This is a genomic window from Leeuwenhoekiella palythoae, assembly GCF_020310025.1.
GTDB classification, from domain to species: domain Bacteria; phylum Bacteroidota; class Bacteroidia; order Flavobacteriales; family Flavobacteriaceae; genus Leeuwenhoekiella; species Leeuwenhoekiella palythoae.
This window is the reverse complement of record NZ_CP084318.1, coordinates 3,291,936-3,318,673: the sequence shown is the minus strand read 5'-3', so window position 1 is coordinate 3,318,673 and position 26,738 is coordinate 3,291,936. Positions and strand designations below refer to the sequence as shown.

General features: G+C 38.6%; 31 protein-coding genes. 12 read left to right on the top strand and 19 right to left on the bottom strand.

All coding sequences use genetic code 11. The features are described 5' to 3' along the window. Positions 1-651, top strand: coding sequence for an alpha/beta hydrolase (locus tag LDL79_RS14180; RefSeq protein WP_225598175.1), 651 nt, complete (start codon positions 1-3; stop codon positions 649-651). On the opposite strand, the gene LDL79_RS14175 is transcribed toward LDL79_RS14180, so the two are convergent. Together LDL79_RS14175 and LDL79_RS14170 are read right to left on the bottom strand one after the other, a co-directional pair. Continuing rightward, positions 648-1,130 carry a hypothetical protein gene (locus LDL79_RS14175; protein ID WP_225598174.1) on the bottom strand — a complete coding sequence of 161 codons (483 nt, stop codon included), beginning with the start codon at positions 1,128-1,130 and terminating at the stop codon, positions 648-650. The genes LDL79_RS14180 and LDL79_RS14175 overlap by 4 nt on opposite strands. Before the next feature lie 3 nt (positions 1,131-1,133). Further along, positions 1,134-1,898, bottom strand: coding sequence for an MBL fold metallo-hydrolase (locus tag LDL79_RS14170; protein ID WP_225598173.1), 765 nt, complete (start codon positions 1,896-1,898; stop codon positions 1,134-1,136). Between the two features lie 109 nt (positions 1,899-2,007). Here LDL79_RS14170 and LDL79_RS14165 point away from each other — a divergent pair, with 109 nt between their 5' ends. Beyond that, complete coding sequence (locus tag LDL79_RS14165; protein WP_072979508.1) at positions 2,008-3,459, top strand: nicotinate-nucleotide adenylyltransferase; 1,452 nt, start codon at positions 2,008-2,010, stop codon at positions 3,457-3,459. 107 nt (positions 3,460-3,566) lie between these two features. Here LDL79_RS14165 and hisS read toward each other — a convergent pair whose 3' ends face one another. Next, complete coding sequence (gene hisS, locus LDL79_RS14160; protein WP_225598172.1) at positions 3,567-4,937, bottom strand: histidine--tRNA ligase; 1,371 nt, start codon at positions 4,935-4,937, stop codon at positions 3,567-3,569. 155 nt (positions 4,938-5,092) lie between these two features. Between hisS and LDL79_RS14155 the strand changes: the two genes are divergently transcribed. Beyond that, positions 5,093-6,334 carry an ABC transporter permease gene (locus LDL79_RS14155; RefSeq protein ID WP_225598171.1) on the top strand — a complete coding sequence of 414 codons (1,242 nt, stop codon included), beginning with the start codon at positions 5,093-5,095 and terminating at the stop codon, positions 6,332-6,334. A 78-nt stretch (positions 6,335-6,412) separates the two neighbouring features. Here the strand turns inward: LDL79_RS14155 and LDL79_RS14150 are convergent, their stop codons facing one another. The 4 genes from LDL79_RS14150 to rpsF all read right to left on the bottom strand — a co-directional run bounded on the left by LDL79_RS14150 (position 6,413) and on the right by rpsF (position 8,161). Further along, the gene (locus LDL79_RS14150) at positions 6,413-6,889 is read right to left on the bottom strand and encodes a DUF6495 family protein (protein ID WP_225598170.1); all 477 of its coding nucleotides are present in this window, start codon (positions 6,887-6,889) and stop codon (positions 6,413-6,415) included. 167 nt (positions 6,890-7,056) lie between these two features. Further along, on the bottom strand, positions 7,057-7,506 hold the full coding sequence (gene rplI, locus LDL79_RS14145) for a 50S ribosomal protein L9 (RefSeq protein WP_072979514.1): 450 nt from the start codon (positions 7,504-7,506) through the stop codon (positions 7,057-7,059). Between the two features lie 14 nt (positions 7,507-7,520). Beyond that, positions 7,521-7,820, bottom strand: coding sequence for a 30S ribosomal protein S18 (gene rpsR / locus LDL79_RS14140; RefSeq protein WP_009780627.1), 300 nt, complete (start codon positions 7,818-7,820; stop codon positions 7,521-7,523). 2 nt (positions 7,821-7,822) lie between these two features. Then, positions 7,823-8,161 (bottom strand): 30S ribosomal protein S6, encoded by a 339-nt coding sequence (gene rpsF / locus LDL79_RS14135; RefSeq protein WP_009780628.1) that lies wholly within the window; start codon positions 8,159-8,161, stop codon positions 7,823-7,825. A 209-nt stretch (positions 8,162-8,370) separates the two neighbouring features. Between rpsF and LDL79_RS14130 the strand changes: the two genes are divergently transcribed. Next, positions 8,371-9,072 (top strand): LytR/AlgR family response regulator transcription factor, encoded by a 702-nt coding sequence (locus LDL79_RS14130; RefSeq protein ID WP_072979516.1) that lies wholly within the window; start codon positions 8,371-8,373, stop codon positions 9,070-9,072. Between the two features lie 146 nt (positions 9,073-9,218). Here LDL79_RS14130 and priA read toward each other — a convergent pair whose 3' ends face one another. The 4 genes from priA to nadC form a co-directional block, all read right to left on the bottom strand. After that, positions 9,219-11,675, bottom strand: coding sequence for a replication restart helicase PriA (priA, locus tag LDL79_RS14125; protein WP_225598169.1), 2,457 nt, complete (start codon positions 11,673-11,675; stop codon positions 9,219-9,221). Between the two features lie 68 nt (positions 11,676-11,743). Further along, positions 11,744-12,172 (bottom strand): DUF2147 domain-containing protein, encoded by a 429-nt coding sequence (locus tag LDL79_RS14120; protein WP_175546492.1) that lies wholly within the window; start codon positions 12,170-12,172, stop codon positions 11,744-11,746. Between the two features lie 81 nt (positions 12,173-12,253). Next, positions 12,254-13,204, bottom strand: a complete 951-nt coding sequence (locus LDL79_RS14115; protein WP_072979522.1) for a YihY/virulence factor BrkB family protein — start codon at positions 13,202-13,204, stop codon at positions 12,254-12,256. After that, on the bottom strand, positions 13,204-14,061 hold the full coding sequence (nadC, locus tag LDL79_RS14110; protein WP_225598168.1) for a carboxylating nicotinate-nucleotide diphosphorylase: 858 nt from the start codon (positions 14,059-14,061) through the stop codon (positions 13,204-13,206). The genes LDL79_RS14115 and nadC overlap by 1 nt, the downstream gene beginning before the upstream one ends. Before the next feature lie 124 nt (positions 14,062-14,185). Between nadC and rlmH the strand changes: the two genes are divergently transcribed. Beyond that, complete coding sequence (gene rlmH / locus LDL79_RS14105) at positions 14,186-14,659, top strand: 23S rRNA (pseudouridine(1915)-N(3))-methyltransferase RlmH (RefSeq protein WP_167597366.1); 474 nt, start codon at positions 14,186-14,188, stop codon at positions 14,657-14,659. Here the strand turns inward: rlmH and LDL79_RS14100 are convergent. Further along, positions 14,656-15,144: a GyrI-like domain-containing protein gene (locus LDL79_RS14100; RefSeq protein WP_225598167.1), complete on the bottom strand. Its 489-nt coding sequence runs from the start codon at positions 15,142-15,144 to the stop codon at positions 14,656-14,658. The genes rlmH and LDL79_RS14100 overlap by 4 nt on opposite strands. Before the next feature lie 90 nt (positions 15,145-15,234). On the opposite strand from LDL79_RS14100, the gene LDL79_RS17225 reads away from it, so the two are divergent. Continuing rightward, entirely contained in the window at positions 15,235-15,360 is a 126-nt protein-coding gene (locus LDL79_RS17225; protein ID WP_262903803.1) for a hypothetical protein, read from the top strand. Positions 15,361-15,362: 2 nt separating this feature from the next. Here the strand turns inward: LDL79_RS17225 and LDL79_RS14095 are convergent, their stop codons facing one another. The 5 genes from LDL79_RS14095 to ruvX form a co-directional block, all read right to left on the bottom strand. Then, entirely contained in the window at positions 15,363-16,328 is a 966-nt protein-coding gene (locus tag LDL79_RS14095) for a sterol desaturase family protein (protein WP_167597368.1), read from the bottom strand. Between the two features lie 231 nt (positions 16,329-16,559). Beyond that, positions 16,560-17,333: a nucleoside triphosphate pyrophosphohydrolase gene (gene mazG, locus LDL79_RS14090; RefSeq protein ID WP_225598166.1), complete on the bottom strand. Its 774-nt coding sequence runs from the start codon at positions 17,331-17,333 to the stop codon at positions 16,560-16,562. A 90-nt stretch (positions 17,334-17,423) separates the two neighbouring features. Continuing rightward, positions 17,424-17,849 carry a DUF5606 family protein gene (locus LDL79_RS14085; protein WP_225598165.1) on the bottom strand — a complete coding sequence of 142 codons (426 nt, stop codon included), beginning with the start codon at positions 17,847-17,849 and terminating at the stop codon, positions 17,424-17,426. Positions 17,850-17,963: 114 nt separating this feature from the next. Next, positions 17,964-18,554 (bottom strand): peptide deformylase, encoded by a 591-nt coding sequence (gene def / locus LDL79_RS14080; protein WP_072979536.1) that lies wholly within the window; start codon positions 18,552-18,554, stop codon positions 17,964-17,966. A gap of 26 nt (positions 18,555-18,580) precedes the next feature. Next, positions 18,581-18,985, bottom strand: a complete 405-nt coding sequence (gene ruvX / locus LDL79_RS14075; protein WP_225598164.1) for a Holliday junction resolvase RuvX — start codon at positions 18,983-18,985, stop codon at positions 18,581-18,583. Positions 18,986-19,270: 285 nt separating this feature from the next. Between ruvX and LDL79_RS14070 the strand changes: the two genes are divergently transcribed. Together LDL79_RS14070 and LDL79_RS14065 are read left to right on the top strand one after the other, a co-directional pair. After that, positions 19,271-20,086, top strand: a complete 816-nt coding sequence (locus tag LDL79_RS14070; protein ID WP_072979540.1) for a 2,3,4,5-tetrahydropyridine-2,6-dicarboxylate N-succinyltransferase — start codon at positions 19,271-19,273, stop codon at positions 20,084-20,086. A 17-nt stretch (positions 20,087-20,103) separates the two neighbouring features. Next, the gene (locus LDL79_RS14065) at positions 20,104-21,162 is read left to right on the top strand and encodes a glycosyltransferase family 9 protein (protein ID WP_225598163.1); all 1,059 of its coding nucleotides are present in this window, start codon (positions 20,104-20,106) and stop codon (positions 21,160-21,162) included. Here LDL79_RS14065 and LDL79_RS14060 read toward each other — a convergent pair. Further along, positions 21,146-21,973 carry a glycosyltransferase family 2 protein gene (locus LDL79_RS14060; RefSeq protein WP_225598162.1) on the bottom strand — a complete coding sequence of 276 codons (828 nt, stop codon included), beginning with the start codon at positions 21,971-21,973 and terminating at the stop codon, positions 21,146-21,148. The two genes, LDL79_RS14065 and LDL79_RS14060, sit on opposite strands and share 17 nt — an antisense overlap. A gap of 64 nt (positions 21,974-22,037) precedes the next feature. Here LDL79_RS14060 and LDL79_RS14055 point away from each other — a divergent pair, with 64 nt between their 5' ends. Further along, positions 22,038-22,796 carry a glycosyltransferase family 2 protein gene (locus tag LDL79_RS14055; RefSeq protein ID WP_225598161.1) on the top strand — a complete coding sequence of 253 codons (759 nt, stop codon included), beginning with the start codon at positions 22,038-22,040 and terminating at the stop codon, positions 22,794-22,796. A 1-nt stretch (position 22,797) separates the two neighbouring features. Here LDL79_RS14055 and LDL79_RS14050 read toward each other — a convergent pair whose 3' ends face one another. After that, the gene (locus tag LDL79_RS14050; RefSeq protein ID WP_225598160.1) at positions 22,798-23,556 is read right to left on the bottom strand and encodes a Kdo domain containing protein; all 759 of its coding nucleotides are present in this window, start codon (positions 23,554-23,556) and stop codon (positions 22,798-22,800) included. A 62-nt stretch (positions 23,557-23,618) separates the two neighbouring features. On the opposite strand from LDL79_RS14050, the gene LDL79_RS14045 reads away from it, so the two are divergent. From LDL79_RS14045 to LDL79_RS14035, 3 genes are read left to right on the top strand one after another with little or no spacing between them, the layout of a single operon-like run. Further along, complete coding sequence (locus LDL79_RS14045) at positions 23,619-24,683, top strand: glycosyltransferase family 4 protein (RefSeq protein ID WP_225598159.1); 1,065 nt, start codon at positions 23,619-23,621, stop codon at positions 24,681-24,683. Between the two features lie 30 nt (positions 24,684-24,713). Continuing rightward, a complete protein-coding gene (locus tag LDL79_RS14040) occupies positions 24,714-25,295 on the top strand; it encodes an L-threonylcarbamoyladenylate synthase (protein ID WP_225598158.1) in 582 nt (193 codons plus the stop codon). 6 nt (positions 25,296-25,301) lie between these two features. Then, positions 25,302-26,732 (top strand): CCA tRNA nucleotidyltransferase, encoded by a 1,431-nt coding sequence (locus LDL79_RS14035; RefSeq protein WP_225598157.1) that lies wholly within the window; start codon positions 25,302-25,304, stop codon positions 26,730-26,732. The last annotated feature ends 6 nt before the right edge of the window (positions 26,733-26,738 follow it).

Below are 26,738 nucleotides of genomic sequence, written 5' to 3'. Positions count from 1 at the left end.
ATGACGCAACTTTCATTAGAACATCTTATACAAAGACCTAAAAAAACTTCGGAAAAACCTCCGTTATTATTGCTGTTACACGGCTACGGAAGCAACGAGCAGGATCTATTTTCTTTTGCTCCAGAATTGCCTGAAGAATATTTTGTGATCTCTGCAAAAGCACCGATGGCAATGCAACCTTTTGGCAATGCGTGGTACACCATTCACTGGGATGCTACAGACGGAAAATGGTCTGACGATGAAGAGGCTGTTTCTTCGCGCGAATTGATCAAAACTTTTATTGACGAAGCCATCGATGCTTATCACCTTGATGCTGAAAATGTGACCCTTTTGGGCTTCAGCCAGGGTTGTATCTTAAGTTATGCGGTAGCACTTACTTACCCTGAAAAGATCAAAAATGTAATTGGCTTGAGCGGATATGTCAACGAAGCGATTGTAACGCCAAAATCAGATTTAAATGCCTATAAGCACCTTTCTGTATTCAGTTCACACGGTACAGTAGATCAGGTTATTCCGGTGGAAGCTGCGCGCAAGATCGCTCCTTACTTAGCAACTTTAGGTATTGAATCTAACTTGAAAGAATATCCTGTAGGACACGGTGTCGCTCCGCAAAACTTTTTTGACCTTAAAGATTGGTTACTGCAACACTAAGGATAAATTACGCTCTGCAGAGTTTCAAAAGTTATGTCACCTTCTTTATCAATGGAATAAAGAAGAATGAGTTCGCCCCAGCGTTTTCCATCGCTAAAGTCGGCGATCACCCATTTGTGGTTAAGCACCTCTACTCTATTGATCTGAAAAATTCCCGTGGCATTCTCATACGGAATTAACGCGTTTCCTTCGGTGGTATTTTTGCTGATGATCGCGCTTTCGATCTTGGCTTCGAGATCATCCACGGCAACACCGAAGCGTTCAAAATAATCATAAGCTTGCTCGTTTCCTTTCAATTTAAAATAACGCTCACCACCATCCTCACGTACCGCTTGCAAAGAATCAGCCTCAGCCAGTTGTTGTTCTAATTTGGCGATATGCTTTTCTTGAGACTCATATACCTTAGTAGAATTCACGTATTGAAATACCACCCAAAGAGCAGTAAATAAAAACAAATACATAAAAATGTTTCTGCGCATAGCTTAAAGTTCTAATTGAAGTCCGTCATAAGCCAGATGTACGTTGTCAGGCAGTTGTTTTTCAACCTCTGCGTGAAAGCCCAGCAAATGACTAATATGTGTAAAATAAGTTTGTTTTGGTTTGATCTCGGCTACAAAAGCAAGCGCTTCCTCTAGATTAAAATGCGAATAATGCGGTTCCTCTCGCAAAGCATTTACCACCAAAACATCAAGATCTCGTAGTTTTTGTTTTTCTTCAGCTGCAATGGTTTTGACATCAGTGAGATACGCAAAAGAGCCAAAACGGTAGCCAAAAACCTGAAGTTTACCGTGCATAACATTTATAGGCTCAACCTGTAAATTATTTATGATGAATGGCTGATTGTTGATAACCTCAAATAGTGCTACAGCAGGTGCACCGGGATATCTGTTCTCGGTCTTAAAAATATATTCAAAACGCTTTTTGAGTTCGCCAATTACCCGCTGATGCGCATAAACCGGTATGTCTCCTTGTCTGAAAAAAAAGGGTCTGATATCATCAAGGCCCGCAGTATGATCTGCGTGCTCATGAGTAAACAGCAATGCTTCAAGATGATTTACATTATGGGTCAACATTTGTTGTCTAAAATCTGGACCGCAATCTATCACATAATTTGCGCCTTCAAATTCTATTAAAAGTGACACACGCAAACGTTTGTCTCGGGGGTCTTCGCTCTTACAAACCGGGTGTGTGCTCCCAATAATGGGGATTCCTTGTGATGTGCCTGTGCCTAAAAAGGTGATTCTCAAACCTGTGAAATTTAGCACAAAACTACACTTAATTTTTTGTAAGCCCTACCATTTTGTTACCTTTAACCCGCAAAGGAAACCACCAATACTCACCCTAAAAATAAGCGCTATGCCGATCACGATTCAAGGTGATAAAGAGTTTGAAAATATCCCGTCGATAACCAATAAAGCCCTGCGAATAAATCTCAACGAAAACATCTACGGTACATTTGCCGAGATTGGTGCAGGACAAGAAACCGTAAGACATTTTTTTAGAGCCGGTGGCGCGAGCGGTACCATTGCGAAGGCGATGTCTGCTTATGACAAAGATTTTAGTGATGCAGTATATGGTGTAGAGCAAGATCATCGCTATGTAACAGAAGCCCGACTAAAAAAGATGCTTGCGCACGAAACAAACCTGTTAGAAAACAGAATCTCTCGCGAGAAGCATCCTAATAAAATCTATTTTACGTACGCAAATACCGTAGCGACTATTGATTTTGCAAAAAAATATAAAGGTCACGGTTGGGTAGGTATAAAATATCAGGTAGAACCTCAGGCAGAATTTAACGAGATAATTTTACACGTACGTTTTCACGAAACTGACGCACGTTTACAGCAGCTTACCTTAGGTACGCTAGGCGTAAACCTTATTTATGGCGCTTATTACAAATACGATTCGCCTAAAAAACTCCTGCGCTACTTATATGACCATATTGATAAAGATCAGATCGAGATTGATATGATCAACTTCTCGGGACCGGTTTTCTCTAAAGTAGATAACCGTCTTATGAGTTTGCAGTTGGTTAAAAACGGTTTTACAGACGCCGTAATGTTTGGTGCTGACGGAAACAATATTCTTGCTGCAAAAATTCTTTACAAGAAAAATATTCTTGCGCTTCGCGGAAGCTTTAGACCTGTGACCAAGGTTAATACAGACATGTATCGCAAATCGCTTGAAATCTTTTTAAATGAAAATCGCGTAAAAGAAGACAATACTGAAGTGATTTTTGAAATCACCCTTTCTAACCTTCGGGCGGAAGGTGAGATCGATGAAGAGGATTTTATGGCAAGAGCCCGATTATTATGTAATCTGGGGCACACGGTAATGATTTCAAATTTTCAAGAATATTATCGTTTAGTGGAGTACTTCTCACGCTATACTAAAGAGCGCATGGGTCTTGCGATGGGTGTAAACAACTTGATCGATATTTTTGACGAGTCATACTACCGCCATTTGAGTGGAGGTATTTTAGAAGCCTTTGGTAAACTTTTCTTTAAAGATTTGCGTGTGTATCTGTATCCAATGCGCGATCCGGAAACAGGTGAATTCTTTACCAGCGAAAATCTAAAAGTACATCCGCGAATGAAAGAGTTGTACAAATTCTTTAAATACAATGGTCGTGTTGTAGATATCGAAGATTATAATCCTGATATTCTGAATGTATTTTCGCGTCAGGTTCTTAAAATGATCGCAAATAATGAAGAAGGCTGGGAAGCAATGCTACCAAAAGGTATTGCGCAACAGATTAAAGAGCAAGGCTTGTTTGATTACAAATCAAAAACCATCGAGCAGTCATAACAAACAAACTGATTGAAAATAAACAACCATAAGACATTAGACCTTTTGGTAAGTCCATAAAAAAATCCCGAAAGTCTTCGGGATTTTTTTATGGTTAGCCTTTATATTTAAGCAAGCGCTTTGATCAATCCGTTGAGATCTACTCGTGTCTGATCGCCTGTTTTCATATTTTTAAGAGTATAAACCCCTTCTTCCATTTCTTGTGTTCCTGCTAAAACCACAAATTGAATATTGCGTTTGTCTGCGTGTGACATTTGCTTTTTCATCTTAGCAGCATCAGGATATAATTCTGAAGTAATTCCCGCTTCGCGCAAGGATTTAACTGCTTTTAGACAATACAACGATTCTGCTTCTCCAAAGTTGATGAACAATAATTTGGTTCCTTTAACTGCTTGCTCCGGAAAAAGATTAAGTTCTTCAAGCACCAAATAAATACGATCCAGACCAAAAGAGATCCCAACTCCGCTCATATTTTTCAGTCCAAAAATTCCGGTGAGATCGTCATAACGGCCTCCGCCTCCAATGCTTCCCATTTTTACACCTTCGGGTGCAGCAACTTCAAAAATCGCTCCTGTGTAATAATTGAGTCCGCGTGCTAAAGTTACATCGAGATCGAGAGTTACTGTTGCAAGTCCGAGCGCTTCGATCTTCTCATTGATATACGCCAACTCTTCGATGCCTTCTTTACCAACTTCAGAATCTGCCAGCAAATCTTTTAGCAGATTGAGCTTTTCAGCAAAATTTCCGCTTACGTTAAAAATGGGTTTAACCCGAGTAATGGCTTCTTCAGAAATTCCTTTAGCCAACATCTCTTTGACAACGCCCTCCTCACCTATTTTGTCGAGTTTATCTAGCGCCACCGTAAAATCGATCAGCTTATCTGCCGCACCTATCGCTTCCGCAAGACCCGAAAGTATTTTGCGGTTATTCATTTTAACCGTCGTTCCCTTCAGTCCTAAATCGGTAAAAACCGCATCATACAACTGTACAAAAGCAACTTCCTGCAATAGCGAATCAGATCCCACAGCATCAGCATCACACTGAAAAAACTCTCTGAATCTTCCCTTTTGAGGACGATCTGCACGCCAAACCGGTTGAATTTGGTAACGCTTAAATGGAAATTCGATTTCGTTTTGATGCTGTACCACATAACGCGCAAAAGGCACGGTAAGATCGTAGCGTAAGGCTTTTTCTGAAATTTCAGCGGTTAATTTTGTACTGTCCTTTGCTGTATACACGGCATCATCTACCTTGTTCAAATAATCCCCACTATTCAAAATCTTAAAAATAAGACGATCTCCTTCATCACCATACTTCCCCATCAGCGTACTGCTATTTTCAAAGGATGGCGTTTCAATAGGTTGAAATCCAAAAAGCTCAAAATTGGTACGCAACGTATTGATGATATAATTGCGTCTTAAAACTTCTTCAGGTGAAAAATCGCGGGTTCCTTTAGGGATACTGGGTTTTTGAGCCATTGTGTGTATTATTGTATACGCTTGTAAAATTAATTTGCTGAACGCGTTTCAGCGCCTGCAAATATCTTAAAAATTGAGGGTTTGTACGGCTTAATTTTATAAAACAGTAACAATTTTAAACAATAGTAGACCTATTGGTTCAAACAGGTAAATCTATGTTCTCACTCTTTAGAGAAAATATTCGTATCGCATACGACTCTATTCGCAGCCAATTGCTAAGAACGATTCTTACAGTAGTAATTATAGCAATTGGTATTACTGCCCTTGTAGCCATTTTAAGTCTCGTAAAAGCTCTTGAAAACACAATTAGCAGTGATTTTTCTTCAATGGGAGCCAATACTTTTAATATTCAGCGCTACGACCGTACTACGCGTAGTCAAGGTAGTGGTGAAAAACAGAAAGTAAATCCGGTGATACGCTATACGGAAGTGCGTGCTTTTGAAGACCGCTACACCTATCCGTTCACGCAAGTTTCGGTTTCTTTTACCGGAACAACTTCTGCGGAAGTTAAATATGAAAATCTGGATACAGATCCTGAAGTTACCGTTTTAGGAGCTAATGAAAACTTTTTAGACAATGCCGGACTCGAACTGGATCTAGGCCGAAACTTTACACTTTTTGACATTAAGAATAACAATAATGTATGTGTTCTGGGAAGTGATTTTAAAAGCGGTCTGCTTAAAAATGTAAATCCTATAGGTCAAACGATAAGTATTCGCGGGGCTAAATTTAAGGTCATCGGTGTTCTGGAAGAAAAAGGTTCGACCTTTGGTAACAATCAGGATTTACGCGTGATCATCCCAATTCAGGTAGCACGATCGCTATTTACTCAAGCCAATATTAACTACGACTTAAGTGTAAAAGTAGATGATAAAGAAATGTTTGAAGGCGCTCTTGATGAAGCGATCATAACCTTTAGAAACCTGAGAAAACTTGCTCCTGTGGAAGAAAATAACTTTGGTATCAGCCGAAGCGATGATTTATTGAATCAAATCGCTGAGATCAGCGGATATCTCTCGCTCGCCGCCTGGGTCATCAGTTTGATCACGATCTTAGGTTCGTCTATTGCTCTGATGAATATTATGCTGGTTTCGGTAACTGAACGTACTCGTGAAATTGGAGTACGAAAGGCACTAGGCGCCAAAAAATCAATCATTGCCGGTCAGTTTTTAATGGAAACTATTATGATAGGTCAATTTGGCGGAATTCTAGGTATAATTCTCGGTATTGGTATAGGAATCTTAATTTCAACTGTGGCTAATTTTAATTTTACCACACCGTGGATGGCGATGCTAGCAGCTACTGCAGTAACTCTTCTCGTCGCAGTTATCGCCGGACTTTTCCCTGCATTGAAAGCAGCAAAACTTGATCCGGTTGAATCCTTGAGATACGAATAACTTTAAACCATAAAAAAACCTGAAGTTTTAGCTTCAGGTTTTTTTACAAAATGCCATTTAAGGTCATCTCTGGAATAACTACTCTACTTCGACAAATTTCTCAAACCAGCGGTATAAATCTCCTTTAGTGATATTTGCTCCTTGTCTAATGAGCACAAAAATATCGTTGTTTCGATCGTCTGATAAGAGTTTACTAGAGCTGTATAGATTCACTTCATCTTTCATAAAGTTATCCTGCAGCCATTTATAACCCTGAGGCGTTGTGATATCTATGCTTTTGTTTTCAACTTCGATAGAGATCATACTTATTTTAAGTGCTCCAACCTTAAACAAAAACATGTGCTGTGGTGAAAAGTGCTCAAGATATTCCACCTTGCTCAAAACACCTTCCCAGATCAAATCGCTAAATACATCAAGCTCTTGCTCAGCGGTTTCCGGCTGATTTTTCTTGATACTATCCCACTCTTCAGCAGTGATCGATTGTGCCGCCAGAAAGTTTATAAACTCCTGGTGCATTTCATCTAATTGCTCTTTTGAAAGTCTTATGTACTTCATAATCTGAGTTTTTAGAAGTAAACTACCTCTGGGCAAACCCGAAAAGGTATTATTTAGAAACGAATTTTTCAGTTTCAAGGCAGGCCAAATAGGATTAAAACCTTGGCGATGCCAATAAAAAAAGCTTCCGCAAAATTACGGAAGCTTTAAATTTTATTGAGAAAGGCTTAAGCCTCTGCTACAACGTCAAAAGTGAAATTCTTCACTACATCACGGTGAAAACGAAGACTTGCCTCGTACTGACCTAAACGCTTGATGTTACCACCAGCGATAGTGATGTATTTTTTGTCGATCTCAACACCTTCTTTAGCTAAAGCTTCAGAAAGATCTGCGTCAGTGATAGAACCAAAAAGTTTATCAGCCTCACCTGCTTTTGCAGTAAGTTTAACTTCTAAACCTTCTAGTTTAGCAGCTTGTGCCTGAGCAGCATCAACAATTTTCTTCTCTTTGTATGCGCGCTGCTTTAAGTTTTCAGCTAAAACTTTTTTAGCAGAAGGAGTTGCAAGCACTGCATACCCTTGAGGAATTAAATAATTTCTTCCGTAACCATTCTTAACAGTTACTAAATCGTCAACAAATCCTAGATTATCGACGTCTTTCTTAAGTATAACTTCCATCTCTTATCTAGTTTTTATTTATATAAATCTGTTACGTATGGCATAAGTGCTAAGTGACGCGCACGTTTAACAGCCACACTTACCTTACGCTGGTATTTTAAAGAAGTACCGGTAAGACGACGTGGTAACAATTTACCTTGCTCGTTTACAAAAGACGCTAACCAATCTGCATCTTTATAATCTACATACTTAATACCTGAACGCTTAAAACGACAGTATTTTTTTGTCTTAGAGGTCTCAATATTCAACGGAGTTAAATATCTGATTTCCCCATCTTTTTTAGCTTTTGCTTGTTGCTCTATAGATGATGCCATAATTACGCTTTTTCTTTGTTTCTTTTTCTACGTTTTTCAGCCCACTCGATCGCATATTTGTCAAGCTTTACTGTTAAGAAACGCATTACACGCTCGTCACGTCTAAACTCAAGTTCAAAGTTTGCGATAACCTCTCCTGGTACCGTAAATTCAAATAAGTGATAAAAACCACTCTTTTTGTTCTGGATCGCGTAAGCTAATTTTTTTAGCCCCCAATCTTCTTTAGAAATCATCTTGGCACCGTTTGAAACAAGAAAATCTTCAAATTTCTTTACTGTTTCCTTTACCTGGTCATCAGATAAAACGGGATTCAAGATGAAAACAGTTTCGTAATGATTCATAAAAATAGTTTATTAAAAAAATGAGTGCAAAAGTAACCTTAATTTCTCACACAACAAAACAGATTTCCATTAAATCGATTATCAACTCATTATTTTTCAAATAGCTGCTCAAATATTGAAAAAAATATCGATGAACTACACAAAAAAGTTGGTTAATACATTTATTGTAAGTAGTTTTGGTAAACTAACGCTATCTCAAAACTTTACCTTTGGAAGAATTAATTTTAGACTGTGCGGTTGTTGACGATTCTAGTTTACAACGCCTAGCTATAGTAAAAATGATCAAAGATCATCCCAACTTACGATTGGCTGCACAATACAACAACGCTATCGAAACTAAGAATGGCTTATTAGAAACTAAGGTTGACCTTATCTTTCTTGATATTGAAATGCCAATTCTTACCGGTTTTGACCTTCTTGATGATTTGGTTCACAAACCACAAATCATTTTTGTTACCGGAAAAACCAAATATGCTTACAAAGCCTTTAATTACAATGCGATCGATTATTTAAGGAAACCCCTTACTAAAGACCGTTTCTTAAATGCGGTACACAAGGCCATTAATTTACATCGCCTTAAAACCGAAGGAAGTGTTGAGGATGATGATTATATTTTTGTAAAGAGTAATCTTAAGAAGAAAAAGGTATTTCTTAATGATTTAAAATTTATCGAAGCGTTAGGTGACTATGTAAAACTTGTAACTTATAATGAACCTATTATTGTTCTTTCTACAATGAAAGCTTTTGAAGCGCAGCTTCCGGCAGATCGATTTATGCGTATTCATAAATCGTATATCATCAATATGGATAAGGTAGAAAAATACAATAGCAGAAATATCGAGATCGAAGGTGACAAAATTCCGTTGAGTCGTCATAAGAAAACAAAACTTATGGAAGCTCTATCTAAATAAGAACGGAAAAATCGAGTAAACTTCCACGGGGCAAGCCTATGCGGCACTCGTTGGAAATAAATTTTCAATTTCGAGGCAAGCCTCAGAGTATTCAACCCTTTGGCGGTGCCAACAAAAAATCCCGAAATTTGCGGGATTTTTTGTTTTTAGTAGTTATCTACGTTCAATACAATTTTAACGCTTCGGTACTGTGAAATGCTTAAAAACGTCGTACGCACTTTTAGTATCGCTTTTTTAGTTTTTTCTAAGCTTTGCTTCCGCGGAATTTTAATGAGTATATTTCGATAATATTCATTTCTAATTCGGGAAACCGGCGGAGGCTCAGGTCCTAAAACCTGATCTTTAAACACATTTTTCAGCGCTTGACCCATCCACATCGAAGCTTCTTCTATTTTCTGAAAATCTCTATGTTTTAACGTGATCTTTATAAGTCGGCAAAACGGCGGATATTTGTAAATATGCCGTTCTTCAAGTTGTTCTTTATACATCGCTTCATAGTCATTCATCGAGACTTGCTGCAAAATCTGATGATGCGGATTAAAGCTTTGAATCAAAACGTTTCCTCTCTTTTCGGTACGTCCTGCCCTACCCGAAACTTGCTGAATCAACTGAAAGCTACGCTCGTGTGTTCTAAAATCAGGAATGTTAAGCATACTGTCTGCATTGAGAATTCCTACAAGGGTGACATTTCTAAAATCCAAGCCTTTTGTAAGCATTTGCGTTCCTACAAGAATATCTAATTCGCCCTGTTCAAAAGCGGTAATTATCTTTTCAAAACCGTGTTTACCCCGAGTAGTATCACTATCCATCCTACCAATATTATGATCAGGATACAGTTCTTTAAGTTCAGCTTCAACCTGTTCGGTACCAAACCCTTTAGTATCCAGTTCTTCGCTTCCGCAGGCCATACATTTTTGCGGCATTGCGATATGATAGCCACAGTAATGACACCTCAGCTGCCCACGATGCCGGTGATACGTTAAACTCACATCACAATTAGGACATTGCGGCGCGTGGCCACATGTGTTGCATTCAACAATTGGGGAATACCCTCTTCGGTTTTGAAATAAAATGACTTGTTCTCCGAGTTCAAGCGTATCTGTTATGGCGCGTAACAGATCGTCACTAAAATGTCCCGTCATCCGTTTCTTACGATGCTTTTCCTGAATGTCTATGATCGTATTTTCGGGAAGGAGAATATTACCAAAACGCTTCTTCATCGTTACGAGTGCATATTTGCCGATACTCGCATTGTAAAAGGTCTCTAAAGCCGGTGTGGCTGAACCTAATAGAACTTTTGCGCCATGCTGATATGCTAATACAATACTCGCATCTCTCGCCTGATAACGAGGTGCAGGATCGTACTGCTTAAAACTGCTTTCATGTTCCTCATCAACAACCACAAGTCCCAAATTTTCAAAAGGTAGAAAAAGCGCACTGCGCGCTCCTAAGATCAGCTGCGCTTTAGGTGCTTTATTCAAGACATTATTCCATACTTCGACGCGCTCGTGTATGGAATATTTACTGTGATATACCGAAAGTTGATTGCCAAAATACGCCTTGAGACGTGCTACCAGCTGGGTGGTTAATGCAATTTCCGGAAGTAAATACAATACTTGCTTTCCTTCGGCTAAATAATCTTTTATAAGATTCACATAAACCTCTGTCTTGCCCGAAGCAGTGACGCCGTGCAACAGGCAAACATCGTGACTGTTGAAGCTCGCTTTCACTTCAGTTAATGCGCGTGCCTGCTCTTCATTTAGCGCCTTAACTTGATCCTGCTCCTTTCCGGAATAAGAAATTCGATCTTGCTGAATTTTATAAATTTCAAAAATTCCTTTATCTACAAGTGCTTTTAATTGCGAGCTCGTGGCATCGCTTTGCTTCTGTAATTCCTTTGCTTTTATTGGCTTTTGTGACCGTGCTTTTTGCGTAAAATAATTGAGAAGTAATTCGCGCTGTTTGGGAGCCCTACCAAGATCATCTAATGCTTCGTGCATTTTTTCTTCCTGCTCGTAAATCGAGGTAAGCTGCACATATTTTACCAGTTTTGGTTTATATGACTCATAAATTTCCTGATCAATTGCAACCAAGTCTAAATCAATCAGTTTATTGATACTTGGCAATACCTTTTTTTTATTCAAGGCATTCATCACTTCGCTGATGCGCAAAATAGAACTCCCCTCAAACGCATTAAGTATCGTCAGACCGTCCTCATCAATTTCATCTAAATACGGCTCAAAATCATTCTTCAGAATACGTTTGATAATGGTTTCACTTTCTAACAAAAAAGCTCCGGGAAGTGCCGCGCGCATCACATCACCTAAAGTGCACATATAGTAGTTAGCCATCCACTTCCAGAAATTCAGTTGCGCCAGATTAACAATAGGAATCTCGTCAAGAATTTGCTCAATTTCTTTAGCCTCGTAGATGCGTGGTTCTACTTGATGCACAGCAATGGCCAAGGCAGTATAAATCTTACTTTTACCAAAAGGAACCGCGAGCCGCATCCCTGGTTTTATAAAAGCATATTCGGCCTCACTAATGCGATAGGTAAACGCATTTTCGACTGGAATGGGTAAGATTACATCAACAAAATACACGGATGTAAAGATAAAAAAAAGGCTGTCTCAGAAATTAGAAACAGCCTTAGTTTTAATAGGAAGTATTGTTATTTTACTCGGTGCCAATATTGGGTTCTTCCGATGAGTGAAAAACCAATATAACCACGAACTTTTAATTTATCTGCGTTCTCTAGCTCGATAAGGCATTTGTATAATTTTCCGCTTTGCGGATCTAGGATCTTACCATCATTATACTCGTCTCCATCTTTCTCAAGACCTTTAATAATAACCAATCCATTAATAGGCTTACCTTTATCTGCTCCAGGACAATCTACACATTTTGCATCTTGACGATCTTTGTTTAAAATTTCAACAATTTTACCATAAACCTTACCATCCTGCTTGTAAATCTCAACAATAGACTTTGCGTCACCAGTCTCATCATCAATTGTCTTCCACTTTCCAGTTACATCTTGAGCAAAAACTCCTGCTGTGCACACAAGCATCATAATTAAAAAAGCGCTAATCTTTTTCATATTCGTTATTTAAGGGGTTAATAAATTTTTAATTCTTAATTAAAGTATATCAATAATAAGATATTTTCAACACTATTGAAATTAATTTGAAGATAATTGCGCTTTTTTATAATCTCTTCTGCGTTTTAGCCTGTACAAACTTGCATTGAGCTCAAAACCTAGCAACAATAAATTTGCATTCAGCCAGATGTAAACCATCATAATCAATAAGGCTCCAATAGAACCGTATAACTGGTTATACGTTGCAAAATTATTGATGTAAATCCCAAATAAATAGGTTGTCACAATAAACAAGATCGTCGTCAAGGTCGCACCTATTGATAAAAACCGCGTGTCTTTACCCTCTTTGGTTCCAAAATAATACAAGGTTGCCACTACAGTATAGATCAAAACGATCAAAGCGATATAACTTCCTAATTGGGAGATCCACAAATTATCTTCATTAACTATGCCGCGCCTTTTGAGTTCTGTAATGCTAAACTGCAAATAAAGCACAGCTATTACAACCAATAACAACAACAATGCCAACATTATAGATACTCCCAGAGCAACAGCATATTGCCTAAAAATACTGCGATTGGTAATGGAATGAAAGCTATACTCAAACCCCGTGAAAATCGCATTGACGCCGTTTGCCATTAAAAAAATAGCGAAAATCAAAGTGAATGATAGAAGTCCGCCACGCTGGTTCGCTGCAATATCTAAAAGAATCGGATCAAAAAACTCCTGTGTTTGCGGCGGTAGTAAGTTATTTATAAAAGATAGAAAGTCGCTTTGAAACCCGTTAATGGGAACATAAGGTATAAGGTTGAGCACAAATAAAAAAAACGGAAAAAGCGCCATAAAAAAGCTGAAAGCAATGGCACTGGCTCGTGTAGCAAAAGTACCCTTAAGGATGCCTATCGCATACATTTCCCAGAAATCGTACAACGACAACCCTTCAAAACCAGGAAGAATAATTCCTTTGGCCCACTTCACTACCGGGAGTAAAAATGGAATAGTTTTAAGCTTATCATCCCACTCTTCAGCCATTAAACTGCTTTTAAGCTTAAATCCATATTATAGACCGAATGGGTTAGCGCCCCGCTTGAGATATAATCTACACCGCATTTTGCATATTCGGCAAGCGTTTCTTCGTTGATGTTACCTGAAGATTCTGTAAAACATTGATCCCCTATAATCTTTACAGCAGTTTTAGTATCTTCATAATTAAAATTATCAAGCAATATGCGATACACTCCGCCTGCTTTTAAGATAGCATTCACTTCGTCAAGATCACGCGCTTCGACAATAATCTTAAGATCTAAATTATTACCGGCTAGATAGTTTTTTGTTTTTTCGATCGCCTGATCAATTCCACCAGCAAAATCGATATGATTGTCTTTGAGCATCACCATATCGTAAAGCGCAAAACGATGATTTTCACCACCACCAATCTTTACCGCCATTTTTTCTAAAGCTCTAAAACCAGGTGTAGTTTTTCTGGTGTCTAAAATTTTTGCTTTAGTTCCTTCTAAGAGCTTGGTATAGGCATTGGTTTTAGTCGCAATAGCACTCATTCGCTGCATTCCGTTTAAAACAAGGCGCTCAGCTTTTAAAATACTTTGAGAACTACCGGAAACATAAAGTACAATATCTCCTACTTTAACTTCTTCCCCATCCTGAATCTTCACCTCAACTTCAAGCTGATCGTCTACGTACGCAAAAACCTTCTGAGCAAAGGCAACCCCCGCGATTATGCCTTTTTCTTTAACTAAAAGTTTAGCCTTACCTGTTGCCGTTTCCGGAATACACGCAAGCGAACTGTAGTCTCCGGGACCAACATCTTCTCTAATGGCATTGGCTATTATTGCAGCTATTTCTTCATTCAGCTTTGCTTCAGAAATCATAAAGTCTAGTAATTTGTGCTTAGTTCTCGTTACAGCCGGTTAATTTACAACACCGGTGTGCAAATATCGTGAAGATATAGGCTTTTATAAAACACTCAAAATTGAAATGATGTAATTTTGAATTATGAATATAAAATTACTTTGCATAGGCAAAACCGATGATCGCAATCTTGAGTCGCTAATTTCGGTTTACACCAATCGTTTAAAGCATTATGTGAATTTTGAGCTCGAAATTATTCCTGATCTCAAGAAAACTAAAAACCTTTCGGAAGAACAGCAAAAAGAAAAAGAAGGCGAACTTATATTAAACAAGATCACGCCTCAAGACCAACTTATTCTATTAGACGAAAACGGAAAAGAGTTAAGCAGCGTAAAATTTGCCGATTATCTTCAAAAGAAAATGAACAGCGGCATCAAAACGTTAGTATTTGTTATTGGTGGGCCTTATGGTTTTTCTGAAGCGGTTTATGCCAAAGCTCAAGGCAAAGTTTCTTTATCAAAAATGACCTTTTCGCATCAGATGATTCGGCTTTTTATCACGGAACAAATCTATCGTGGCTTTACGATATTACGCAACGAGCCTTATCACCATCGTTAAGACTTGGCGCTTATAGGTACCCAAATTTCTTCCTCAGACTCTGGGTGCTCAGGCCCGTAGTACTTAGCTCCTAAACGCTCAAAATGTGCTCGATCATCGAGTTTATAATCTGATTGCGGTAACCACGTATCAAAAATATAATTAGAAGTTTCTACAAATTTCTTTACCGGACCAACGTGGGTGAATACAGCATAAAGTCCACCGGCAATGGTTTTGGTTTGCATTCCTTCGGGAACCAGATCAAAAGAGGTCACTTCAACCGCAGCCCAACGCTCAAATTCTGTTTCCCGATCAAAACGTTCAAAATTCATCCCAAAAGGATAGACCTGCATCGAGTAAAAGCCGGAGTCTATTCTATTTTTCACTTCTTTGTGCCTACTCATAAAGTCTTTCCACAGTGCGGCAGTATCATCAAATGAAAGTGTAGTCGTCAAACATTTACCAATGATCTTTCGTGGCTCGATTTCAAGTAATTCTGGCTGCATAGCGTAAATTTTTATGAATAGGTCTTAAAAATAAGAATTCTTTAACCCATCGAACAAAGAGCATTGATTATCCTTGGGAAAACTAATGTTATGAAACCAAGAAAACTAATCAAGAGATTTTTCCTATTCACAAGCGCAATGCAAGTAGGCTATTATGCGGTAGTTTATGCTGATAAGTATAAAGAAGATATTAAGCGTGTGGTCAAGAGATCTTAGGTTTACTCCGCAACCTCAAGTTCTAGTTCACGCTGTTTTTGTTGCTGTACGCGTTCTTCTTTTAATTTTTGACGCATTTGTTTGATGGTGAGCGTGCTTCCGTCGTGGCTCCATCCCGGCGGCCCAAAGGCATACATAAACTTATGTTTCAGCTTTGGTGAGCGCTTCATATCCTTCCAAATATCCTTGTACTCGTGGGTTAATATAACTAAAGGATTGTAGCTGTCCGGAGATTTTGTCACTCCATATTCAATCTCTATTTCCTCATCGAGTTCTTTAAATGTACCAAACATACGATCGAAAATATTCAAGAATCCCCCGTGATTTTTGTCCATATATTCCAAATTTCGGGCGTGGTGCACTTGGTGCATTGTGTGCGTATTGAAAATCTTATCAATAATACCCAGCTTCGGTACATATTGTGAATGCAGCTGAAATTGCCATAATGCTTCGATACCCAGACAGACCACGAGCATTTCTGGCGGAAAGCCTATAGCGACGATCCATACATAGAATAAGGGTTTGTAAAAAATAGTAAACCAGCCGTTTCGCACAGCGGTACCTAAATTGAAATTCTCTGAAGAATGGTGTACAATATGGGCTGCCCAAAAAAAGCGAACCATATGATTTTGTCGATGAAACCAGTAATATGAAAAGTCATCGGCCAGCTGACAAAGAATCCAGACGTACCAGGCATAGCCAAAGGATTCCCACCCAAAAATATTGGTGCGTACACCATCAACCACCGGATTAAAAATATCGTAAACCCAATTGAATAAAAGAATGACCGTAACAGTCTTGATCAACGGGGCTATTAAAGTAGACCCAATTCCCATCGTAAGGCTTGCTCCTAAATCCTTCCAGTGATAGAGTTCATCGTTATCGTGATGCTTGCTGTAAGTAAGCTCCACGAGGATCAGGCCTAGAAAACATGGCACTCCGTAAATCAACGGGTTTGTAAAATCCATAAAGTTGGTTTACTCGATAATCGAGATTTATATTTTTGAAACGATTTCCATCGGAAATTCTAGAAATACTTTAGGAATTTCTGATGGAACACCTATTAAAATCAGGCGTTTGTTCCAAAAATAACCTTTAGAAGGTACAAACCAAGAGAAATAAGGTTAAACCCCGAAAAATTGCGATAAATCGCCAAATTTGATCAGAAATTCACCTAAAACGAACTATTCTGAACAGATTTAAAGCTTTTTGGCTTCTTCCCAAAACACATCCATCTCACGTAAAGTCATATCGCGTAATGCTTTATTATTCTCTTTTGCTTTTTGTTCTAAGTATTGAAAACGCTTAATAAACTTCTTATTGGTACGCTCCAGAGCACTTTCGGCATCTACTTTTAAAAACCGCGCGTAGTTGATCATAGAAAACATCACATCACCAAATTCCGCTTCGATCTTCTCTTGATCTCTGGCTTCTACCTCTTCTTGCAGCTCTGCGAGCTCTTCCTGCAATTTCTCGAAAACCTGCTGTGGCTCTTCCCAATCAAATCCTACTCCGGCAACTTTATCTTGAATTCGGCTTGCTTTTACAAGAGCCGGCAAAGAACGCGGGACACCTTCTAAAACTGACTTTTTACCTTCCTTCAATTTTAGATTCTCCCAATTGCGCTTGACATCCTCTTCGTCTTCGACAGCAACATCGCCATAAATATGAGGATGTCGCGAAATGAGTTTTTCGCAAATCCCGTTAGCGACATCAGCAATGTCAAAATCTTCGGTCTCACTTCCTATTTTGGCGTAGAATACAATGTGAAGCAGCAAATCGCCCAGCTCCTTTTTTACTTCCTCAAGATCATTATCAAGAATCGCATCGCCCAGCTCATAGGTTTCTTCGATTGTAAGATGCCTAAGACTTTGTAAGGTTTGCTTGCGGTCCCAGGGACACTGTTCCCGAAGTTCATTCATAATAGTTAGTAATCTGTCTATGGCTTTAAGCTGGCTTGCTCTGTCATTCATAAGGCGATAATTTTATGATGCAATAGGTTGAAATAAAAAATCCTTCAGTAAAAGTACCGAAGGATTTCTATATTTTAGTTGTATTTGCGACTATTCTTCTTCGTCTGCTTTTGCAGTTTCAGCAGGCGTTTCAGTAGTTTCTAGTAAATCATTTGCCTGTAGCAAATTATACCACTGAATCACTTTTTTCATATCGCTTGCATATACACGATCTTCATCAAAATTAGGAAGCACATCAAAAAAGTATGCTTCTAACTCATCTTTAGCAACCTTGTGGCTAATCGCTTTCTCGCCGTTTTCTTTTTCAGCAATTTTAGCAAAAACATCGCGTAGAGGTGCCTCGCCATCTAAAGTATAAATAGAAATTTCTGAAAGCACACTCACGTTATGACGCAATCCTACCGGTATTTTTTTTCCGTCAGTTAATGATTCTGCAATAAAACCAGAACGCGTTTGCGCTCGCAAATGATATAATCCCGGTTTTCCTGAAATTGAAACTATTTTATCTAGACTCATAGTATGTATTTTATCCTTAAACGGATTTTTAAGTGGTTTATTCTAATTTTAAAGGCGGCAAATATCTAGGCTCTTTTTGAATTTTCAAAATTTAAACCGCCTGCAACATCTTTTTTAACGTCCTTTTTTTACTGCCGGAAATCGCATACGGTAATCTGCATTCACTTTTCCTTTACTAATCCCGGCGAGTTTACTTTTAATAATGCGCTTTTTAAGACTGCTCAATTTATCAGTAAACAAGATTCCTTCAATATGATCATACTCGTGCTGAATCACGCGCGCAAGCAAACCATCAAATTCTTCAACGTACTCGTTAAAATCTTCATCCTGATATTTGATCTTGATATTGGGACATCTAAACACATCTTCGTTAATCCCGGGAATACTTAGACAACCTTCGCTAAAGGCCCATTCATCACCGGTTTCTTCTAAAATCTGCGGATTAATAAACGCTTTTTTGAATGTTTTTAAACGCTCTTGTTCCTCATCAGAAAGATCTTCGTCGTCTGCAAAAGGTGTCGCGTCAACTACAAATAATCTAATCGCTTTGCCTATTTGCGGAGCAGCTAGCCCCACGCCACTGGCGCCATACATAGTTTCAAACATATTGGCTACAAGCTCCTTTAGCTCAGGATAATCTTGAGGAATTTCTACTGCTTTTTTGCGTAAAACCGGATCGCCGTAAGCAACTATAGGTAAAATCATGTTCTTGTGTTTAGTATAAATTCAGCCTATTGATACAAATAGGTTTGAAGTATTATTGTTGCGCTGATCTCGTCAAGAAGCGCTTTATTTTTTCGTTGTTTTTTCTTCAAGCCGCTGTCAAGCATCGTTTGCGCAGCCATCTTTGAGGTAAACCGCTCATCTACTCTTTTGATTGGAATTGAAGTAATTTTTTCTAAGCTTTCGCGAAATTTTAAAATCTCGGTCTCCACGTGAGAGGCTTCGTTATTCATGCGCTTAGGCTCGCCAAGGAGAATGAGTTCGACGTTTTCTTCAGAAAAATACTTCTTAAGAAAATCAAGCAGGTCAGTCGTGTTTACTGTTGTTAAACCGGAAGCAATAAGCTGAAGCTCATCGGTCACTGCGATGCCCGTACGTTTGGTTCCAAAATCTATTGCCAGTATGCGACCCATTTTGCTCAATACTCAAGAGGTTCCTTAAATAACTTATAGAACCCAAAATCGGCTTCCGAAAAGTTACCTGAACCTGCCTTAAAAATTTATTTTGGCAAAAATAAGATTTTAGATGCATATAGTATCAAAGGCCATAGTATTCTTTAGAACTTGAAAACCTCACCATTGGGTTTTGTGAATGCTGAATAAAGAAAACAAATGATGGTATTTTCGTTTTTTACACACGCCTAAACTATATTTGGAGCCGCAAAAATTTGGACTAATCAACAAAAACAAGTTTAGAATATGCAACAAGTTAAAAACCTTATTGAAGCAGCTTGGGAAGACAGATCGCTACTTTCAGATAAAGTAACTCAAGAAGCCATACGCGAAGTCATTGAGCTTATAGACGGCGGTACGCTGCGCGTTGCAGAACCTAAAGGTGACGACTGGCAGGTGAATGAATGGGTAAAAAAAGCAGTGGTGCTGTATTTCCCAATTCAAAAAATGGAAAAATTAGAAGTTGGTATTTTTGAGTATCACGATAAGATGCCCCTTAAGAAAGGCTATCAGGATAAAGGAATTCGTGTAGTTCCTAATGCTGTTGCACGTCACGGAGCTTTTATTTCTAAGGGTGTGATTATGATGCCTAGTTATGTAAACATCGGTGCTTATGTAGACGAAGGTACTATGGTTGACACTTGGGCAACCGTAGGAAGCTGTGCACAAATCGGTAAAAATGTACACCTAAGTGGTGGTGTAGGAATTGGTGGTGTGCTAGAACCTTTACAGGCAGCTCCTGTGATCATCGAAGATAACGCATTTATAGGATCGCGTTGTATCGTGGTTGAAGGTGTACGCGTGGGTAAAGAAGCGGTTCTTGGAGCCAATGTGGTACTTACTGCATCTACTAAGATCATTGACGTTACCGGTGATGAGCCTAAAGAAATGAAAGGTGCTGTGCCTCCAAGATCTGTAGTGATCCCAGGTAGTTATACTAAGAAATTTGCTGCAGGAGAATACAATGTCCCTTGTGCATTGATCATAGGTACACGTAAAGAAAGTACCAATAAAAAGACGTCGCTTAACGACGCGCTACGTGAGTATGATGTAGCTGTGTAGTTTTCTAAATGCAGAAAATGAAAATATTAGTGATTCAGCAAAAGATGATAGGTGACGTTTTAACGTCATCTATCCTTTTTAGGGCCATACGTGAACAATTTCCGGATGCTGAATTGCACTATTTAATTCAACCGCATACGTTACCCGTGGTTGAAAACAATCCGTATATCGATCATTTCATTTTTGATCATACCACCATCGAAGCTAAGAATGTTAGCCTTGCTGCTTTTGCAAAATATATAACGGCGCAAAATTTTGATTACATCATTGATGTGTATTCAAAACTTGGTAGTGCCTATTTATGTTTGCGAAGTAGCGCCAAAAGCATTGGTTATAAAAAATGGTATACGCAGTTTGTATACAACCAAACCATCAGCTACCTTAAAAAACCAAAAACAAATGCTGGTCTGGCAATAGAAAACCGCATGCGTTTGCTTCAAATATTACCGGGAAACTTTCCTGATTCGCTAAAGCCAAAAATTTATCTTTCTGCGGAAGAAAAGCAAAACGCACATCAGTTGTTGAAAGAGGCTGATGTAAATCTTCAAGCTCCGGTTTATATGATAGGATTGTTAGGAAGCAGTGCTTCAAAAACCTATCCTCTAGAATATCTCGCTGAACTCTTGAATGTTCTAATTACCGAAGAACCCGAAGCTCAAATTCTGCTTAATTATATTCCGAATCAAAAAGAGGAGGTCAACACATTTTTAGCGCATTGCAGCACGGCATTAAAAAGCAATATTTTCTCTAACGTTTATGCGAAAAACTTACGTGATTTTATTGCAGTCTTAGCTCACTGTAAAGCTTTGATAGGTAATGAAGGTGGCGCTGTGAATATGGCTAAAGCGCTTGACGTGCCTACGTTTGCTATCTTTTCTCCATGGATTGCTAAAGACGCTTGGGCCTTGTATGAAGATGATAGCAATGTTGCAGTGCATCTCAACGATTTTAAACCAGAATTCTTTCAGAAGAAATCAAATAAGCACCTAAAAAAAGAATCTAAAATGTTGTATCAGCAGTTTTCCCCAGAGCTGATTAAACCGCAGCTGGCTACGTTTCTTAGGAATCTTTCTTGATGCCAAAAGCCGTGTAGGTCTTACGCTGCAGTTTTGTTTCCTTTCTAATCACAGCATTTTTAACAAGCATTTCTTCCTTTACATAACCTCGAGCGTGATCAAGATGCACACAAACCGCGCTATAACGTATTTGCTTAGACTTTAAACCTTTATTAAAGAGGCGCTCGCCCAACTCGCGATCTTCTCCCCCATATTGCATACGCTCATCAAAACCATTAACTGCAAGTATATCTTGTTTCCAGCCGCTTGCGTTATGACCATTCCAGGTAGGTTTAGTTGGCGTGACGAGATTGAGAAATTTTGATTCAAAAGTTCCTGCAGATAGCTTTTTATTTTTAATGGAATTATTCAATCCTTGCGCTTTAAGCCATTTGAGATCAAAACAGTGCTGTTTCTTTATATCCTCTTGCGTGATCGCCTGAGAAATAGGCATAGGTAGTTTAAAGTATCCGCCGGAAAGAAAATATCCAGGTTCTTTATGTTTTAAATGTACCTGAACAAAATTGGCCTTCGGAATACAGTCTCCGTCAGACATTAAGATATATTCTGCGCTGCATGCTTCAACCGCCTTATTTAGAATAATTGTTTTCCTGAAGCCGATATCCTCGTGCCACACGTGAATTATTGGTCGGTCAAATAATGGCGATAATTGTGCTATCGCCTGTTTTGTTTCTGCACCAGAACCGTCATCTGCAATTACTATTTCAAAATCTTTAAAATCTTGATACGCGTATCCCCATAAGGTTTTCTTTAACCATTCAACGGAGTTATACGTGCTAATAATTATAGACACTTCAGGTTTTTGCTTCATAAATCAAAGAAAACAAATTTTATGTTAAAACCATATTTTAATTAGCTTTACGCAACACTTTCAGATGGAAAAACTCACAGCGATTATACCTGTTTACAATGAGGCGCATCATATTGAAGCTGCTATTCAGTCGGTTTTATTTGCTGATGAGATTTTAATTGTAGATTCATTCAGTACTGATGAAACGCTAAGCATTGCCAAAAAATTTCCTGTAAAAATTCTTCAGCGAGAATATGAGTATTCTGCATCTCAAAAAAATTGGGCGATACCGCAAGCAACCCATAACTGGATTTTTATTTTAGATGCTGACGAACGTGTCACACCGCAATTGCAAGAAGAAATTCAAAAAATACTTAGCAATCCGCCTCAAGATCTTGTGGGCTACTGGGTCTATCGCAACAATCATTTTATAGATAAAAAAATCAAGTACAGCGGTTGGCAAAATGATAAGGTTATTCGGCTTTTTAAAAAAAACTTTTGCCGTTATAAAGACCAACACGTTCACGCCGAGATCAGCACCAACGGGAAGCTTGATTATTTACAACATACGCTACAGCATTTTAGTTTTAGCTCTATCGAACAGTTTACCGCAAAACTCACCAAATATGCGGTGTGGCAAGCCAAAGATTACGATGCACGTACCGGAACGTTGACGCCTTATCATTTTATTGGTAAACCCGTGTGGCGCTTTATCAAACATTATGTGATCCAACAAGGATTTAGAGATGGCGTTCCCGGTTTGACCATAAGTTATCTACAGGCCTACGCGGTTTTTATGCGTTATGTAAATCTCTGGATTATTAGAAATTCAAAGAAAAACTGAGTTATTTCTTCCAGAATTTCACCTTCTTTTTAAAGGCTTGTTTTTTGGCAAAGTGATTTTGGAAATCCTCTGTAGCTTTCCACATAGCGGCTTTGGTTTGCTCCATATCGTAGTTTCCTACTCGGGCATATTCTTCGGCCATAATATCTACCATTTCTTTTTTCGGAGTCAAACGCGCAAAATTCTGAATACGCGTTTCAAAATCAAGCGGCTTGAATTCCATTCTATTTAGATCAACCAAATAAAACTCGTAACCATTTTCAGTAATGACGATCAATGTATTTCCGGCAGAATGGTCGAGAAAATGAATCTGCTTTTCGTGCATTTCATAGGTAAAACGCGTAAATGCTTTTAGTATCTCAATACGATCAGGAAAATGCTCTTCGTTAATCAAGGTTCTAAATGTGGCATCAGCATTCACCAGCTTACACGCATAAAAACTCTTTCCAAATAAGAGTCCGTTTGAAGCGATGCCATACCCAAGGGGAAACGGAGTCAAAACACCCAAGTCAAGCAATTTACAAGCATATTCATATGAGCGCTGGGCTTTGGATTTTCTAAAATACTGGTAGGCGATTTTATTCACAAAATTAGGCACCTTGAATGCTTTGATCGTGATCTGAGTGTCATCTAGATCAAAAATTTTAATCTGATTACGGTTGCCGTCTGCAAGAATTTTTCCTTCCTGCTCAAAATTCAAAAAGAACTCCTTTAGTTTTAAAAGATTATTTTTGACCGATTTGTGAACTGTGACTTTCATGAAGAAATTTAGAGTGCAAAAGTAGTTTTAATAAAACAAGTTCTCAAAAGCAAGGCTAAAGAATGAAACAGATTTTTCTAGAATCTCATAATATAAAAAATCAATTTTCGGGTTTAGGGCAGTTTAACTATCACTTGATCAAGGGTTTTTATCAGAATGCACAAAGCGATTTTAAATTTACCCTGCACAGCAATATTTCGGCAAAACTAAAAAGTGAATTTGGTACTCATTTTGACTATCAGCATTATTTTTCCTTTACACGTTATAAAGCGTTACGGCTTCCTTTTAAATATGATCTCTGGCATTCTTTAAATCAAAATACTAAGGTAGAGCCACGTTTTAAAATGCCGTATGTTCTTACTGTTCACGATGTACATTTTGCTGAAGGGCCTGATAGTAAAGACAAAACTGCTCGTATAAAACGTTTTGAAGCAAAGCTGAAACGCGCCGACGCTTTAGTCTACATCTCGAAGTTTGCGCGCCAAGCCACGCAGCAATGCTTTGATACTTCAGATAAACCGGAATATGTGATTTACAATGGCAACCCGATGCTTGACACTTCGATTCCTGAAGATTTCATTCCTGAGACAGCTCCAAAAAAACCTTATTTATTCACTATTGGCGAGTTTACTGCACGAAAGAATTTTCATGCCTTGATTGATATGCTTCAGCATTTACCTGATTATGAACTTATCATTGCCGGAAATTCTGACCGGCCTTATACCGAAAAAATAAAAGAGACTATCTCAAAAAACAAGTTACAGAACCGTGTTTACCTTCCCGGTAAAATTTCTGAAACGGAAAAAAAATACCATTTAAAAAATAGTGCGGCATTTGTTTTTCCGTCATTAAAAGAAGGCTTTGGTATCCCTATAATTGAAGCTTTGCGATATGGCACTCCAGTTATTACTTCAAACAACACTTCGCTTCCTGAAGTCGGTGGTGATTTTGCTACCTATTGGGAGCATTATGAGCCTGAATATATGGCTGAGAAAGTTCTTGAAGGTATTGCCAATTATCAAGATCAAAGCTTGATCAATGCCGGAATCGCGCACGCAAAATCATTTAATTGGAACACCACTGCAAAAGAGTATCTAAATGTTTACAGATCGGTCTTAAACAAATAACTTTGCACAACTAATTTGGGACGCCTGGCTATGAAAAAATACGATCAAAATATTCTTAACGAAGTAAATGAATCTCTTGGCGTGTTAAAACGCGGTGGTTTGTTGTTGTATCCAACAGATACGGTCTGGGGCATTGGTTGCGACGCCACAAACGCTAATGCTATCGATAAAATTTACGCACTTAAAAAGCGTAAGGAAAGTAAAGCCCTAATCTGCCTGGTAAGTGATATGAAAATGCTCAATCAGTTTGTTGAGGAAATTCCGGAGGTTGCTTACAACATCTTAAAATATGCATCTCAACCCACCACGATTATTTATGATAAGCCAATTAGAATAGCTGAAAATCTTGTGGGGGAAGATAACACTTTGGGAATTCGTATTGTTCAAGACGAATTTTGCCGAACACTGATTAAAAAACTAGGTAAACCTTTAGTTTCTACTTCGGCTAATATTAGTGGCGAAAAAACGCCTATGCGCTACCCTGAAATAAGCCAACCAATTTTGGAAGGAGTGGACTATATCGTAAATTTGCAACGCAAACATTTGTCGACCAAATCTTCAACGATCATTAAGTTGAGTAATGACGGTCAGGTCAAGATTTTACGTAAATAATACTCCATGCCAGTTCCTAATTTTCCGGAAGCTTTAAAGCCGAAAATCTTTGAGGTGATCACTCAAGCTTCGGAAGAATTAAACCTTGAAACCTATGTGATAGGTGGTTATGTTCGCGATTTTCTTTTAAAAAGAGGTTCCGCAAAAGATATTGATATTGTTGCCGTAGGTAGCGGTATCGAACTTGCCGAAAAAGTGGCTTCCCTTCTACCTCATAAACCTAAAGTTCAAGTTTTTAAAACGTATGGAACCGCCATGTTGCGGGACGGTGATATTGAAGTCGAATTTGTAGGCGCTCGCAAAGAGTCTTACAATGAAAACAGTCGGAATCCGGTAGTTGAAAACGGCAGTCTTGAAGACGATCAAAACCGTAGAGATTTTACTATAAATGCGCTTGCTCTAAGTCTTAATAAAAACACTTTAGGAGACCTTGTTGATCCTTTTGATGGGATTGTAGATCTTGAACGTGAGATCATAAGAACGCCGCTTGATCCAGATATAACCTACAGTGATGACCCGCTGCGTATGATGCGTGCTATACGGTTTGCCACTCAACTCGATTTTACGATCGAACGCAAATCACTCGAAGCGATCTCGGCAAATAAAGACCGCATAAAGATCATCACTAAAGAACGTATTGTAGACGAACTACATAAGATTATGCTGAGTAAAACACCTTCTAAAGGGTTTTTACTGCTCGAAAAAACAGGATTACTGCCTTACATTCTTCCGGAATTGACTGCACTAAAAGGCATTGAAGAAAAAGAAGGTCAAAAGCATAAAGACAATTTTTACCACACCCTAGAAGTGGTTGATAATATTTCCGAAAATACTGAAGATCTATGGTTACGCTGGGCTGCGCTGCTTCACGATATTGGTAAAGCGCCTACAAAACGTTTCCATAAAAAGATCGGGTGGACGTTTCACGGGCACGAATTTGTAGGTTCAAAAATGGTTTTTAAACTTTTTAAACGTTTAAAAATGCCATTGAATGAAAAAATGAAATTCGTTCAAAAGTTAGTTTTGATGAGTTCGCGACCCATCGTTATCGCTGAAGATTTTGTCACTGATAGCGCCGTACGTCGCCTTATTTTTGATGCCGGCGATTATCTGGAATCGTTGATGACGCTTTGCGAGGCAGACATTACGACTAAAAATCCTAAGCGCTACCGAAAATATCATAACAACTTCAAGACGGTGCGACAAAAGATCGAAGAAGTTGAGGAGCGTGATCACGTGCGTAATTTTCAACCACCGGTAAGTGGTGAAGAAATTATGAGCACATTCGACTTACAACCTTCAAAGGAAATCGGGATCATCAAAGAAGCGATTAAAGAAGCGATTCTTGAAGGAGAGATCCCTAATGAATATGAAGCCGCCCACGCCTTTATGTTGAAAAAAGGTGATGAGTTAGGTCTGGAAGCTGTAAAAAGTTAATTATTC